The sequence below is a fragment of the Saccharibacillus kuerlensis DSM 22868 genome, assembly GCF_000378145.1.
In the GTDB taxonomy this organism is placed as follows: Bacteria; Bacillota; Bacilli; order Paenibacillales; family Paenibacillaceae; genus Saccharibacillus; species Saccharibacillus kuerlensis.
This window is the reverse complement of sequence record NZ_KB899288.1, coordinates 37,532-51,057: the sequence shown is the minus strand read 5'-3', so window position 1 is coordinate 51,057 and position 13,526 is coordinate 37,532. Positions and strand designations below refer to the sequence as shown.

12 protein-coding genes are annotated in these 13,526 nt (G+C 51.5%); 5 read left to right on the top strand and 7 right to left on the bottom strand.

Translation table 11 applies throughout. From position 1 onward, the window contains the following. Positions 1 to 151: 151 nt before the first annotated feature. On the top strand, positions 152 to 976 hold the full coding sequence (locus F456_RS0113185; protein WP_018977513.1) for a helix-turn-helix domain-containing protein: 825 nt from the start codon (positions 152 to 154) through the stop codon (positions 974 to 976). Positions 977 to 1,165: 189 nt separating this feature from the next. Here the strand turns inward: F456_RS0113185 and F456_RS0113180 are convergent, their stop codons facing one another. Both F456_RS0113180 and F456_RS0113175 read right to left on the bottom strand, forming a co-directional pair. Next, the gene (locus F456_RS0113180; protein ID WP_018977512.1) at positions 1,166 to 1,534 is read right to left on the bottom strand and encodes a hypothetical protein; all 369 of its coding nucleotides are present in this window, start codon (positions 1,532 to 1,534) and stop codon (positions 1,166 to 1,168) included. Positions 1,535 to 1,586: 52 nt separating this feature from the next. Next, positions 1,587 to 2,555 (bottom strand): Gfo/Idh/MocA family protein, encoded by a 969-nt coding sequence (locus F456_RS0113175; protein WP_018977511.1) that lies wholly within the window; start codon positions 2,553 to 2,555, stop codon positions 1,587 to 1,589. A 316-nt stretch (positions 2,556 to 2,871) separates the two neighbouring features. Here F456_RS0113175 and msrA point away from each other — a divergent pair, with 316 nt between their 5' ends. After that, the gene (gene msrA / locus F456_RS0113170; RefSeq protein ID WP_018977510.1) at positions 2,872 to 3,846 is read left to right on the top strand and encodes a peptide-methionine (S)-S-oxide reductase MsrA; all 975 of its coding nucleotides are present in this window, start codon (positions 2,872 to 2,874) and stop codon (positions 3,844 to 3,846) included. 145 nt (positions 3,847 to 3,991) lie between these two features. Here msrA and F456_RS0113165 read toward each other — a convergent pair whose 3' ends face one another. Then, complete coding sequence (locus F456_RS0113165; protein ID WP_018977509.1) at positions 3,992 to 4,525, bottom strand: NADPH-dependent FMN reductase; 534 nt, start codon at positions 4,523 to 4,525, stop codon at positions 3,992 to 3,994. A 278-nt stretch (positions 4,526 to 4,803) separates the two neighbouring features. On the opposite strand from F456_RS0113165, the gene F456_RS0113160 reads away from it, so the two are divergent. Continuing rightward, on the top strand, positions 4,804 to 5,223 hold the full coding sequence (locus F456_RS0113160) for a DUF2188 domain-containing protein (protein WP_018977508.1): 420 nt from the start codon (positions 4,804 to 4,806) through the stop codon (positions 5,221 to 5,223). 232 nt (positions 5,224 to 5,455) lie between these two features. Here the strand turns inward: F456_RS0113160 and F456_RS0113155 are convergent, their stop codons facing one another. Together F456_RS0113155 and F456_RS0113150 are read right to left on the bottom strand one after the other, a co-directional pair. Next, a complete protein-coding gene (locus F456_RS0113155) occupies positions 5,456 to 6,157 on the bottom strand; it encodes a YitT family protein (protein WP_018977507.1) in 702 nt (233 codons plus the stop codon). A gap of 469 nt (positions 6,158 to 6,626) precedes the next feature. After that, complete coding sequence (locus tag F456_RS0113150) at positions 6,627 to 7,598, bottom strand: helix-turn-helix transcriptional regulator (RefSeq protein WP_018977506.1); 972 nt, start codon at positions 7,596 to 7,598, stop codon at positions 6,627 to 6,629. 156 nt (positions 7,599 to 7,754) lie between these two features. On the opposite strand from F456_RS0113150, the gene F456_RS0113145 reads away from it, so the two are divergent. Beyond that, positions 7,755 to 8,651 (top strand): SDR family oxidoreductase, encoded by an 897-nt coding sequence (locus F456_RS0113145; RefSeq protein WP_018977505.1) that lies wholly within the window; start codon positions 7,755 to 7,757, stop codon positions 8,649 to 8,651. A gap of 121 nt (positions 8,652 to 8,772) precedes the next feature. Here F456_RS0113145 and F456_RS23655 read toward each other — a convergent pair whose 3' ends face one another. Next, positions 8,773 to 10,227 (bottom strand): serine hydrolase domain-containing protein, encoded by a 1,455-nt coding sequence (locus F456_RS23655; protein WP_018977504.1) that lies wholly within the window; start codon positions 10,225 to 10,227, stop codon positions 8,773 to 8,775. Positions 10,228 to 10,553: 326 nt separating this feature from the next. Here F456_RS23655 and F456_RS0113135 point away from each other — a divergent pair, with 326 nt between their 5' ends. Further along, positions 10,554 to 11,594, top strand: a complete 1,041-nt coding sequence (locus F456_RS0113135) for an LLM class flavin-dependent oxidoreductase (RefSeq protein WP_018977503.1) — start codon at positions 10,554 to 10,556, stop codon at positions 11,592 to 11,594. A 407-nt stretch (positions 11,595 to 12,001) separates the two neighbouring features. On the opposite strand, the gene aspA is transcribed toward F456_RS0113135, so the two are convergent. Further along, positions 12,002 to 13,423, bottom strand: a complete 1,422-nt coding sequence (aspA, locus tag F456_RS0113130; protein ID WP_018977502.1) for an aspartate ammonia-lyase — start codon at positions 13,421 to 13,423, stop codon at positions 12,002 to 12,004. Positions 13,424 to 13,526 lie beyond the last annotated feature (103 nt).

Here is a 13,526-nt window from a genome sequence, read left to right as displayed (position 1 = left end):
TTAACCATTCTGGCTTGTTAACAGTCTCGACTGTACATGGTTCGTTCGAATTCATGGTATTGCAAATCGATTTATATTAAAATGAAGAATATAATCGAAACATGAACAATCTGGTCATTATTTTATCTTTCTTTATCAAGGAGCAGCCGATATGCAGACGACGAACCTTTCCTGCCAGATTTTCACTGCAGGATTTTCCTTCCATCGAACACCTTTTCATATCAATCGGACCGAAGGTCTCGGCAGCTACCTGCTTCGTCTACAGACGGACGGAACTTCCGAAGCGCTGATCGACGGCAAAATGCAGCGGATCGAAGCCGGAGACCTGCTGCTCTATGGACCGAACGATACTTATGAACTTAAAATTTTTCCACCGACTCCTTCGGAGAGCCTGAATCAGCCGATGGAGAGCGGCGACTATCACATTTTTTTTGGCGGCGAATGGATTGATCAATGGTGGAGTCAGCGCAAGCGTCCAACCAAGATCAGCATTCCGCTCAGCGAAGGGCTGCTGGGGTTATTTCGTCAGATTGTGATCGAACAGCGCCGCATCTCCAATCCGGATCCACGCATTTCCGATTATTATCTGCGTATCCTGTGTCTGGAAACCGACCGTCTGCTCAGCGAGCAGCCGATCTCCTCGGGCAAAAGTTTCCTCGCCCATCGAATCAAGCAGTATATTGAAGAAAATGCGTCGTCTCTGTTCAAATTGGAAGATGTGGCCGCTTATGTGGATACGAGCGTTTCCCGCTGTGTTCACCTGTTCAAGGAGACGTTCGGCATCAGCATTATGCAGTATGCGCTTGAAGTCCGGCTCGATATGGCCAAGGAACGAATCGTATTCAGTCCGATGCCGTTGGAACAAGTCGCCGAGACGTCGGGATTTGCCAATTATACTTACTTCCACCGCGTATTCCGAAGCAAATTCGGCATGTCTCCAAAAGAGTTCCGATATACCCGGCAGGAGAAAATGTAACGGAATTGGGTCTGTCTGCAGACGCTCCACTATTTATATCACGCAGATTGTAAATGATAGAAACAAACGAAGACAGCCCGCAGACATGCCGGATAGGCAGAATGCGGGCTGTTTTTGTTCCTTAAAAGTTACCCTACCGTAGAGATAAGGATAAAGATAAAGCTAAGAATAAGGATAAGGTTCAAACGCCTAATCGCGCTTGCTGCGTTTTTTCTGCTCGATGACTTCCGTTACAACCATGCCCAGATCCTCGTTGCCGAACATGGAGAGCACGCCAAGCAGCGTATCGTCCGTAATATCACCGGCTTCTTCCTTCGACACGGTCAATTCCATTACACGCGCCAGCCGCTCGTTCGCCAGCTGATCCGGGTAAGCCTGCGTGTACAGCTCTACTGGATCAATATCGTTGTTGATACACCACTGCGCATACACGAGAATCATCATGTCTTCTTCCTGGCGGTAGACTTCGACGATTTTCTCCTGTGTTTTTTTCTCCAACTCCCTGCGCCCTTCAGCGCTCTCATAACGTTCGTAATCGTCGTCTCCATAATCGCTCATGTCTGTAAGCCCCTTTCGTTTTGCGTATTTTGCAGGGTTTAAATTCGTCTCGTCACCAGAAACGGGACGCACGTTCCGCCAACTCGTGCGAGTCCAGTACCCGATCTGCACGAACCGTGCAGCGTTCGGGCTCATCCAGCGTGTCCAGCACATGCTGGACAACGCCTTCGAACCCGCGGCGCTTCAGCACGGTATCCCAGCTGCCGAAGCCGCTCTCCTGCGGACGCCCGCCGTCTTCCGTCCAAAGAGCTCGCTCCAGATCTTCCACGACCGCTGAACGGCCGCTGCCATGCAGTTCCAGCCGCTCGAAATCCCTCCCTGCGCTGCGAACCATACTGTAGCTGCCTATTCCGCCGCCCAGACGCAGCGAACCGAATGCCTGCCGCATCCGTCCCTGCTCATCCGCCTCTATCCCGCCGGACAGAGAGCGGATATCGCCTTTCCCCAACCAGAGCAGCAGGTCGAGCATATGTATCAGATCGTCGTACACCGTCTCCCGGGCGGAACGATGCTGCATCCGGGTCCGGTGCTTGACCGCCTGCATCTGGGCAAAACCTCCGGCTTCTTCAATCCATGTTTTGGCACCGACATAGAGCGGCGCGAAACGACGGTTAAAACCGACGCTCAGCAGCAGACCCTTTTCTTCGGCTTTGGATGCCATCGCCCTGCTTTCTGCCGGATCCGTCGACAGCGGCTTGTCGACGTAGACCGGCAGCCCTGCTTCCAGACACCGCATCACGATAGCATAATGGGAATCCGTGGCGCTGTGTACGAATACCGCATCCGGCTCCCAACGCAGCAGATCGTCAAGCTCCGTCGAAAAATTTGGGATACGGTGCAGCGAAGCCGCTGCACGAACACGGGACTCCGTCCGACTGACGATGCCTACAATTTCCGCATCGGGATGTCCGGCCAGCAGAGGCAGATATACCTTTTCCGCTATGCCTCCGATTCCGATCAGCGCCACCTTTTTTCTCCGTTTTGCCGATTCCCTGCCTGTGCCGCTTTCCGTTGTTTCCATTTCCGCTTCCCTACTTTCTGTCGTTCGTGTGCAGCATCCTCGCCGCCGAGCTGATCTCGTTTCCTTTTCGAGTATACGCGCCCCGCTTACGGTTGGCAAAAGTCTCGTTGGCAAACGCTCGGTCAGCAAAAGAATCATTGTCCCGAAGACCTTCGCCGGAAAAAGCATCTCTGATTCGCGAACCTTCCTGACGTTTACTAGCTTTGTGAAGCGAGACTTGGCGAATAGGATGAAATCCTTTATAATTTAAAGTACGTCTTCTAATTAATTGTGCATCAAACAATTGATGAAAATAAAATTCACGGAGGGATCCACCATGGCCGATTACTCATCTTCTATGATCGAAAAAGCAACATTTGCGGGAGGTTGCTTCTGGTGTATGGTGACGCCGTTCGAAGATCTGCCGGGTATCGTCAAGGTCGTATCCGGCTACACGGGCGGACATACCGAAAACCCGACTTACAAAGAAGTATGCTCGGAAACGACAGGACATCTCGAGGCGGTTCAAATCACGTACAATCCGGAACTGTTCCCTTACGAAAAGTTGCTCGAACTGTTCTGGCAGCAAATTGATCCGACCGACGCAGGCGGACAGTTTCACGACCGCGGTTCTTCGTACGGTACGGCCATCTTCTACCATACGGACGAACAGCGCATCAAGGCGGAAGCTTCCAAGAAAGCGTTGGCCGAAAGCGAACGCTTCGACAAGCCGATTGTAACCCCGATTCGTCCGGCCGAAACGTTCTACGAAGCCGAAGACTACCATCAGGACTATCATAAAAAAAATCCCGGCCATTACAAACGTTACAAAAAAGCGTCTGGACGCGAAGCGTTCATTGAAGAACATTGGAAAAAACCTATCGATAAAAACGAACTGAAACAGCGTTTGAGCGAAATGCAGTATAACGTCACCCAAAACAACGGTACCGAGCCAGCATTCCATAATGAGTTCTGGGATCACCATGGCGAAGGCATCTACGTGGATATCGTTTCCGGCGAGCCGCTGTTCAGCTCGCGCGATAAATACGATGCCGGCTGCGGCTGGCCGAGTTTCACCCGTCCAATCCGCGATTATCACGTCAAGGAAAAGGTGGATCTCAGTCACTTCATGATTCGTACCGAAGTACGAAGCAAAGAAGCCGATTCTCACTTGGGACACGTATTCGATGACGGCCCGGGTCCTGACGGACTGCGCTACTGCATTAACTCCGCTGCGCTTCGTTTCGTGCCGGCGGACAAGCTTGAAGAAGAAGGCTATGGCGAATACCGCGCTTTGTTCGCTGAGCAGTAAGCATCTCTTCATTCTTTTTCAGCCTTTATAACTTGTTCAAAATGTATCAACTAACAGAAAAACGGATTCCGCTTCGAAGCGGAATCCGTTTTTCTTTGTCGTTGTACCGCCGAAATCCGCCGTTTCTAAACGTTTAAAAACTCGCTTAGGCTTGAACGCGCTGAATCAGATGCACGAATGTATCGACCGCTTTGCGAATACGCAGCTCACTCGCTTGATCGACTGGATCGCCGTTCTCGTCGAATTTGCGCTGATCGCCGCCGACCGAAATCCATTCCGGGCAGTTCAATCCATGCAGATTGCGTACAATCGCCTGCAGTGCGCCCAGTGAGGATACGCCGACGGAGCCGCCTGCGGAACTTGCCGACAGCACCGGCTTGCCTTCAAAGTATTCGCTGTTCAGGAAGTCGAGTGCATTTTTGAGCACACCCGAAATCGAGGAGTGATATTCCGGTGTCGCCAATACAATAGCCTGCGCCGATTTGACAGACTGAGCCAGCTTCAGCACTTCTTCGTGTCCATACGCTTCGCCAGGACCGTACAGCGGCAGCTGATGTTCGTACAGACTGAATACTTCCGTTTCGAACCCCTGCTCTTCAAGCAGTCTTGCGATATAACGGGTCAGCTGTGTGCTGCTGGCCTGTTCCCGGTTACTGCCGGCAATCAAAGTGACTTTCATGTGTAAAACTCCTTCCGTGCTTTCGGTTATCATGTTCATCGGCGAACAGGCTCTTTTTCAAAAGCGCCGCACGACCATGTTTTTTATCATAGCAGGTACTTGCAAATTTGAACATTCTTTGTCTTTCCATCCATGCCGCCTTAAGCTCTCGATGGTTAAGCTTCTTTGCGTTCGGGTAGGTAATAGGCATACGAAAAAGCAGACACCCCGCGCGCTGGAACAAAGTTCTTTATTGGAATCCGGCGCCACTGTTCTCTATTCGGATAGGAGGAACAAATATGCCTTGGAACAAAAATGATTATCCGCAGTCGATGAAAAATCTGGATGAACGTGTCCGCAATAAAGCGATCGAGATTGCAAATGCTCTGCTCGACGAAGACTACGAAGAAGGACGTGCCATTGCGATTGCCACGGCACGTGCCGAGGAATGGAACGAAAATCATCCGGAACACGAAGAAAAAACATCGAAAAAAGACAGCGATTCAAAAAACTCAAAATCAGAATCCAATTCGAACGACCGCCATGCCCTTCACGTTGTGTTTCGCGAGAACAACTGGGCGGTCAAAGAAGAACACGAAGATAAGCCGTTGTCTACTCACAGCCGCAAAGATGAAGCGGTCAAAGCAGCGAACAAGGAAGCGGAAAATCGCGATGTTCACGTCTATGTCCATGATAAAGACGGTCAGATTCAATCTTAAGCCTAAAAACCGAAGACATGCTTTGATACAAGAAGCAGTATACTTCAAAGCTTTCCGTCCATTTATCATTTACTTATCATTCGTTTATATTAAGTACTCACGCGATTTTTTTTGAATTCTCAAAAAAAAACCGTTTCGGCTTTCTCCAAAATGGAGAAAATCGGAACGGTTTTTTCATTCAAGCAGACGGGGAAAGTTCGCGGCTACGGGTCTTCCCCTATGACCCTATATCTTACACTCTATTCAAACCTTTAACTTCCGGCGGTGCGGTAGGAACATGAGGCTTCGCCGGCACAAACAGATGCGCGATCGAAGTAAGACCCTGACGCAAAATCTGCGGTTCCACAGTCCAAGTGATGACCTTGCCTCCGATACATACAGCCGCTACAGTGTAGAGCGTCTCGGCCAGCGGCAGGTACAGCAGCGACAGCAGCAGCACCGACGCGTCCATAAGAATGAACACAGTACCAATCTTCAGTCCGGTCTTCTCATGAAGCCAGATGGCGGCACAGTCGTCTCCGCCTGTTGCTCCGCCGCAGCGAAGTACCAGACCTCCTCCGACTCCGGTCAGAAGACCGGAAAGCAAAGCAGCGAGCCAGAGCTGACCCTGCAGGTCGAAACTCAATGTGGAAAAGTGTTCCATTCCCGCATAAAACACAGTGAACGAACCCGCGGCCAACGCTGCAGGTCCCATAGACCTCCAGCCCTTGCGCAGGGCGAACAGCAGCATAAACGGAATGTCGAGAATCAGAATTGTCAGTGCGGGCGGGAATCCGAACGCATACTCGCCGAGCAGCGAGAGACCGACAAAACCGCCCTCCGAAAGATGGTTTTGAAAATTAATGTGATAAAACGTAAATGCCATCAAAAATGTGCCTGTTAAGATCGCGGCCGCCTGCGCGGACCGCTTCATCCTTTTGCCTTTTGCCTTCATACGATATTCTCCTCATTTTCGCAGTATTTGTCTTAGTTAGACAAGATGCTGCGAGCAAGAGGGGAAAACCGCGAGGCATTCGTCCTTCGCATGGGTGGTCCCTTCCTTTCGCAGCGTTTGTCATGTACGGTCGTCCGACAAACTATCTACGAAAGGCGCTAAGTATAGGAGAGATCGTAACGTTTCCAGATTGTCCTTTGGGGAATACTCCTTCGGGGACTCATGGTATCCTGATCCTTTCTGTAATTGGATGGTGAAACCTGAGCATTACTTACCCAGCAGTGTCACCTTTTTAAACCATTATATCATAAAAAAACTTCCCGAGCGACAGTGGAAACGTCTCTCTTGTATGCGCAAGGTAAAAAGAAGCGTTTTTTTGTGTAAAATTGATAAAAAGACTATTTCGATGCTCTCAGCAGCTGTCCGTAGGCATATGTATCCATCCACTGCCGAAGCAGCTGCAGACGCATTACCTTGAACAGTCTGCTCGGTATATTCCTGCTATTTTTTCCGCTTCCGCTGCTACCGCTTCGACAAGCGCCGCCGGTTCGCATACCCGAATCGATGATCCAAAACCGAGTACAAAACGCAGCGCAAATTCATGTGCAGCCAGATCGGCTGTAATAACGAAGCTCTTGTCTTCAACCAGCTCGATTTCCAAGATGCGGACGTATCGCTCTTGCCGAAACACTTTTAACCCTTCTTCCTCCACAATAAGCTTCGCTTCATAATGAGGGAGCTTTGAGGGGAAAGCGCGCAGCGACTCTTCCCAGTAGAGCGCCAGATCGAACGTTTCGGGGTAGTCAAATGAATGTTCCAATCGCTCGACATCGGTCATTTTTGATACTCGGAACGTTTTAACTGTGCCGCCATCCTGCGCAGCCAAGTACCATATTCCGCGCTTCACGATAAGCCCCAGCGGCTGGACAATCCGAATCGGTGCATTATCCCCGCTGTTATTCGCATATCCGAAACGCAGCAGTCGATTTTCCCAAACTGCTTCCTGACAAATTTCAAGCGCTTCAGGAATTCCGGAAGCTCGGCTGTGCCAACCGGAATCGTCGATCAGCAGTCGGCGTTTCATAAACGCGGCTCCACGATGTCCCGAATCCGGATAGACGGCTCTAAGTTTCTGCAGCGCCGCCTCATAATAGCCATCCAATCCCAGATCTCTGAGAGGGCCCGAGGAGGCGCGCAGCAGCAGAGCTGCCGTCTCGTCAGGTGTCATTCCAGTCAGCCCGCTTCGATATCCTTCCATCAAGCTCCATCCGCCAAAGCGGCCGCGATGCGCCACGAGCGGAATTCCCGACTGTCCCAGCGCTTCCATGTCCCGACTCACCGTTCGGCCGGTTACTTCGAGCTCTTCCGACAACTGACGAGTCGACATTCTCCCTCTGCTCTGAAGCAGCAGGACAATTTTCAGCAGTCTGTCTCCTCTCATGGGCCGCCTCCTTCGCATTATTTTCTTTCCGAACGTTTTGTAAATAAGACAAAGGTTGTCATCTATTATCTCTTATATTGAACGTACGAACAACGTCGTTAAGGTCATTGTCGTTCGTAATCGTACTGCAAATCATTAACGAAAGAGGCGATGTTTATGAATAGGAATGAAAAGCCTACAAACCAACGACCGCTTGCCGGAAAAACGGCGCTGGTAGCGGGTGCGACAAGAGGTGCAGGACGTGGTATTGCGCGGGAATTGGGCGCACTCGGCGCCCATGTCTATGTGACCGGTCGAAGCACTCGGAAACAATCATCGGATATGGGACGCTCGGAGACGATTGAAGATACGGCTGAAATGGTCGAAGCGTTCGGAGGAACGGCTTCCGCCGTGCGGACGGATCACTCGGATCCCGAACAGGTGAGCCGTCTGACCGGGCTTATCGCCGAAGAACGCGGCGGACTGGACATTCTGGTCAACGATATTTGGGGAGGAGACGAATTGACACGCTGGGACTTGAAATTGTGGGAGCATTCGCTTGAAGATGGTCTTTTGATTCAGCAAAGAGCCGTGCATACCCATTTGATCACTTCCCATTACATGCTGCCGCTTATGCTGGATCGTCCCGGCGGGCTGGTACTGGAAGTAACGGACGGGATCGATTATCGGTTCCGGGGAAACGTTTATTACAGTCTAGCCAAAGTGTCAGGCATTCATCTTGCAGCGGCAATGGCAGAGGAACTCCGTCCGTACCATATTGCCGCCGCTGCATTAACTCCAGGGTTTTTGCGGTCGGAAGCGATGTTGGACCATTTTGGCGTAACCGAAAAAAATTGGCGGGATGCGGCGAAGATCGAACCTCACTTTATCGCCTCGGAGACTCCGGCGTACGTCGGACAAGCAGCCGCACAGCTGGCCGCGGATCCAGAGGTCATGGCGTTTACCGGCAGGGCACTCAGCTCATGGGAGCTGTCGGACCGTTACGGATTCATTGATATGGACGGCAGCCGACCACATTGGGGAAGATACGCAGAAGCTAACGGACTTGTCTGAACAAAAGTGCTTGCAGGGCGACTGCTCAACAGCGCAAAAAGCCGCGGATTTAAGTCCGCGGCCTTCGTATGTTGAGCGCAATCGACAGACAGAAAGTCATTTTAATCTGCCTGCTATTGCATCAGTTATTAAAAGCCAACTTCCGGATTTCGGCCGTCATTGTATTGGTATCCAGACCGCCTCGATTCGCAAGCAGCACAACGACCGTTCCGTCTCCAAGTCCGCGCCGGATGCCGGTTGTGTAGCCGCTGCCGCCGCCGTTATGGAATACGACTTTGTTCGGGCCTTCGCCTTCAATGATCCAGGCATATCCGTAATTTTTATACGGACTCGGCGTGTACATCCGCTCCATTGTCGCTTCCGACAGCACCTTACCGGCACTCAGAGAATCCGCCCAGATCAGCATATCGTCAAGTGTAGAATATAAGCTTCCCGTACCCGAAGGCGCGAAGTAATATTCGTCTACGCTTTTCCACGTCTTCTCCTGCCAATCATATTCATACGAAGTCGGCACTTTCGTCTGCCGTGTAACCGTTCCGCTGTTTTCCATGTCTAGCGGGTCCAGAATCCGTGTCTGAACATAATCCGCATAGTCTGTGCTGGTTACCTGCTCAATAATATAACCCAGCAGCACGAAACCGCTGTTGCTGTACAAGTAATCACTGCCTGGAATGAATTTCAACGGACTTCTTTTGATCTCCTCCACCGTCTCGGAGAGCGGCGTACCTTCGCGGCGGGTAAAGTTCAAAGCGACTCCCGACGTATGAGACAGCAGCATCGACAAGGTGATTTCGTCTCCGCGCGGATAATCGGGAATGTACTTCGACAGTGGATCTTCCGTACTCAGTTTGCCTTCTTCCTCCAACTTCAGAATCAAAGCAGCGGTGAATGCTTTCGTCAATGAACCCAACCGCATTTTGTCCGTAGGCCGTACAAGCGTCTGGTCCGAAGCCAGACCATATCCTTTACGTATCAGTACTTTTCCATCTTTTGCAACAAGTACATTTCCTGAAAACTGTTCGTTCTTCAAGTATTCATCGACAGCTGTGAGGTTGGAGCCGACAACAGTTGCATCGTCCGTCTTCAGTGACAAATTCAGCACGCCACCGCTGGTGACCGGCTTGACGCTGGCTCTAAGCGGTTCCGTCAGCCCTCGAAGCGGTACCGTCAAAATACCGTTCACATTGCGGGTTGTCCCCGGCATCTTCAATTCGAAGCCGTTAACCGATACCGTATCCGAATTTGGGCGGTATAAGAGTTCATCCCCGTTCAGCGTTACTACTGCGGCATGCTGCTTTTTGTCCCACTTGACCTTGGCTCCCAGCGACACGGCCCCTTCGCGTACCGGCACATAGGTCAACGAACGGTACACATAGACGCTGTCTCCCCACTGGGCTGGCTTCCCGTCGATTTCGGCAACAACCTTCGTGCTGCTCGCGGAAACGGCCGTCGGAATCTGTCCGCCGTTCTTCTCCGCAGCGTAAGTCGGCAGCGTACCGGCAGAGATTGTTAATGCAAGAGCTGCGCTAATTGCAACTCGGCTCCATGCGAAACTTTTTTTCCAATCCATTGTCATGTCTGTAAGTCCTCCTGTCATAGTTTCCGCTTACCGTCTACGTATGTATACCGGCTTCCCCTTGAATAGTTGTGGAATAGTTGTGCAAAAAAGTACAGCTATTCCGCAAACCTAATAAACAAGCCTTTAACTTTTACTATATTTTATATAGTTAGTTGTATTTTGACGATTGTTTACGAATTTGATATGATAGATCAATGAAAGTAACGCTCGCAGTCAAATGTCGAACCGCCGCTGCGGCTTAACCGGCGCATTTCCGCTGCTGCCTTCATTCAATCTATCACTGACATTGTTATCGAACAATGTTTCGAGAGGGGAACCCATATATGCTTAAGCTCGGCATTCTTGATCAATCGACCATCACAGAAGGTTCCGGTCCTAAGGAAGCGCTGCAGGCGACGACCCAGCTCGCTATTGAAGCGGATAAACTTGGCTACAGCCGCTTCTGGGTATCTGAACACCACAGTTCCAAAGCTCTGGCCCACTCCAGTCCCGAAGTATTGGTCGCCCATCTGGCTGCCCATACTTCACGTATTCGGTTGGGCTCCGGCGGCATCATGCTGCCCCACTACAGCGCTTATAAAGTCGCGGAAAACTTCCGGCTGCTCGAAGCGCTGTATCCGGGACGAATTGATCTCGGTGTCGGTCGTGCACCCGGCGGACGTCCGCTCTCGACCCGCGCGCTCCAGGAAGGCCATTATCACAGCGCTGATCCGTATCCTCAGCAGATCATCGATCTGATCGCTTATCTTAACGATGCCGTACCGGCCGATCACCGCTTCGCGGGACTCAGCGTGTCGCCTTCGGTAGACACCAAGCCGGAGCTGTGGCTGCTTGGATCCAGCGGCGGTACGGCGCGTCTGGCTGCACAGACCGGCGCCTCCTACGCGTTCGCGCAGTTCTTCGGTACACCGGGCGGCCGCGAAGCGACGGAGTTTTACCATGACAATTTCGAACCGTCGCTGATGTCTCCGGTACCCAAATCGCTTGCCGCCATTACTGTTATTTGTGCGGATACGCAGGAAGAAGCCGAACGGCTCGCCGCCAGTTCCGATCTATTCTTCCTCGCCATGTATAAAGGAATGGAACTGCCGTACCTGCCTTCCGCACAGACGGCGGCAGATTATCCGTATACGCCGTATGACCGCGAACAGATTGCAGCAACTCGTGCATACCGTGTCGTCGGTACACCGGAACAGGTCAAAGCACGTCTGCTTGAGCTCTCCGAAGAATACAAGACCGACGAGCTGCTGATCGTTTCGTCGATTCACGATTTCGAGGCTCGCCTGAAATCCGTACGTCTGGTGGCCGAGGCTTTCGGTCTAGGCAGCGAAGCCGGCGCCGAAGAAGCAGAAGCCCGTTCTTGAACGCAGTGGGAAGACGGAGCAAAAATTCTATTGTGAGAAGACTTTATTGGATTGACCGGATTAACGTACAACGGACCCGGCCGACCCATAACGGAACTTATGATCCGACTACCGAAAAATAAAGGGCTGTACGGCACGCTGCCGTACAGCCCTTTTCCGTATTCCTATCGAATTTCGTATTTCTATTGAATTCCATATTTCAATACAATTTCATACATTCATTCCGTGCTTCTTCGTATTTCTATTGAATTCCATATTTCAATACAATTTCATACATTCATTCCGTGCTTCAATCCCACATCCGGCTTCCTTATGCAGCAAAAGCCGTCTCCAGAAGCGTCAAAACGACTTCCGAAGACAGCTTCTCTGTCTATTCCCGCTTATTCGATTTCAGACTGAATTACGGCCTAATCCCGCGTCAGCTGCGAAGAACCTGCAATACCCGGCTTCGTCATCTCGAACGGATTCAGAATAATGTCCAGCTCTTCTTCGCTGAGCACATTGTGCAGCAGGCACAAATCGCGTACGGAGCGTCCTGTCGTCATCGCTTCGCGCGCGATACGAGCGCAAATCTCGTAGCCCAGATACGGGCTCAGCGCCGTAATAACGCCTACACTGCGCTCTACATACTCCGCACAATTTGCTTCATTGGCTTCAATGCCGTCGATGCAGTGTGTACGGAATACGGTCAGCGCCTGATTCATGATGCTGATCGATTGAAGCAGGTTGAATACCAATACCGGCTCCATAACGTTCAATTCAAGCTGTCCGGCTTCCGAGGCCAGCGAGATTGTATGATCGTTGCCGATTACCTGGAAAGCGGTCTGATTAACGACTTCACACATAACAGGGTTGACTTTGCCCGGCATGATCGAAGAACCCGGCTGACGCTCCGGCAGCTTAAGCTCGGCCAGACCGGCGCGCGGTCCCGATGCCAGCAGACGGATATCGTTAGCGATCTTCGAGAGATTGATCATGCAGATCTTCAGCGCACCCGACAGTTCGGTATAAGCATCCGTGTTCTGTGTCGCATCGACCAGATCTTCCGCATGACGCAGCGGCATCCCGCTGATCTCCGCAAGCTTAACCACAACTTTCTCCATATAGTTGACGTCGGCGTTCAGCCCCGTTCCAATCGCGGTAGCGCCCATATTCACTTCATGCAGCAGCTCTTTCGAACGGCGAACCCGGTGCAGGTCACGGCCCAATACGCGCGCATAAGCGGCAAACTCTTGACCGAGACGAATCGGCACCGCATCCTGAAGATGGGTACGCCCCATTTTGATGACATGATCGAATTCACGCGCTTTATTTTCAAAAGAACGCTGCAGACGCTCCATTGTATCTTCCAACTTCTCAACAAGCGACAAGGAAGCAATATGAATCGCGGTCGGAAACACGTCGTTGGTCGATTGGGCCATATTGACGTGCACGTTCGGATTCAGATGGAAGTAATCGCCCTTCGGCTTCCCCATCAGCTCAAGAGCCCGGTTAGCGATGACTTCATTGGCGTTCATATTGATCGACGTTCCTGCGCCGCCTTGAATAGGGTCAACGATGAACTGAGCATCCCAAACGCCATCCATAACTTCTCCTGCCGCCTCCACGATCGGAGCGCCCAGGTGACCCGGCAAACGGCCTACTTCCATATTGGCAAGCGCCGCCGCTTTTTTCACAATTCCCAGTGCGCGAACCATCGATTCGTGAATGCGGTAGCCGGTAATCGGGAAGTTCTCGATTGCCCTCATCGTCTGAACGCCGTAATAAGCGTCGGCGGGAACCTGCTTGGAACCCAGGAAGTCTTTTTCAATCCGAAACTGCGGTTGCATCGTTTTCCGTCCTCTCAAGCCTCGATCCTAATCCGAATAAGTGTCTACTGCGGAGCAGAATCCGATAAGCCATGTAGTGATGATTCCTTGTATGAATTCGCTT

Excerpts from the sequence above, each read along its gene's own strand:
- F456_RS0113185 (WP_018977513.1), top strand. The coding sequence starts at position 152 with ATGCAGACGACGAACCTTTCCTGCCAGATTTTCACTGCAGGATTTTCC.
- F456_RS0113180 (WP_018977512.1), bottom strand. The coding sequence starts at position 1,534 with ATGAGCGATTATGGAGACGACGATTACGAACGTTATGAGAGCGCTGAA.
- F456_RS0113175 (WP_018977511.1), bottom strand. The coding sequence starts at position 2,555 with ATGGAAACAACGGAAAGCGGCACAGGCAGGGAATCGGCAAAACGGAGA.
- msrA (WP_018977510.1), top strand. The coding sequence starts at position 2,872 with ATGGCCGATTACTCATCTTCTATGATCGAAAAAGCAACATTTGCGGGA.
- F456_RS0113165 (WP_018977509.1), bottom strand. The coding sequence starts at position 4,525 with ATGAAAGTCACTTTGATTGCCGGCAGTAACCGGGAACAGGCCAGCAGC.
- F456_RS0113160 (WP_018977508.1), top strand. The coding sequence starts at position 4,804 with ATGCCTTGGAACAAAAATGATTATCCGCAGTCGATGAAAAATCTGGAT.
- F456_RS0113155 (WP_018977507.1), bottom strand. The coding sequence starts at position 6,157 with ATGAAGGCAAAAGGCAAAAGGATGAAGCGGTCCGCGCAGGCGGCCGCG.
- F456_RS0113150 (WP_018977506.1), bottom strand. The coding sequence starts at position 7,598 with ATGAGAGGAGACAGACTGCTGAAAATTGTCCTGCTGCTTCAGAGCAGA.
- F456_RS0113145 (WP_018977505.1), top strand. The coding sequence starts at position 7,755 with ATGAATAGGAATGAAAAGCCTACAAACCAACGACCGCTTGCCGGAAAA.
- F456_RS23655 (WP_018977504.1), bottom strand. The coding sequence starts at position 10,227 with ATGACAATGGATTGGAAAAAAAGTTTCGCATGGAGCCGAGTTGCAATT.
- F456_RS0113135 (WP_018977503.1), top strand. The coding sequence starts at position 10,554 with ATGCTTAAGCTCGGCATTCTTGATCAATCGACCATCACAGAAGGTTCC.
- aspA (WP_018977502.1), bottom strand. The coding sequence starts at position 13,423 with ATGCAACCGCAGTTTCGGATTGAAAAAGACTTCCTGGGTTCCAAGCAG.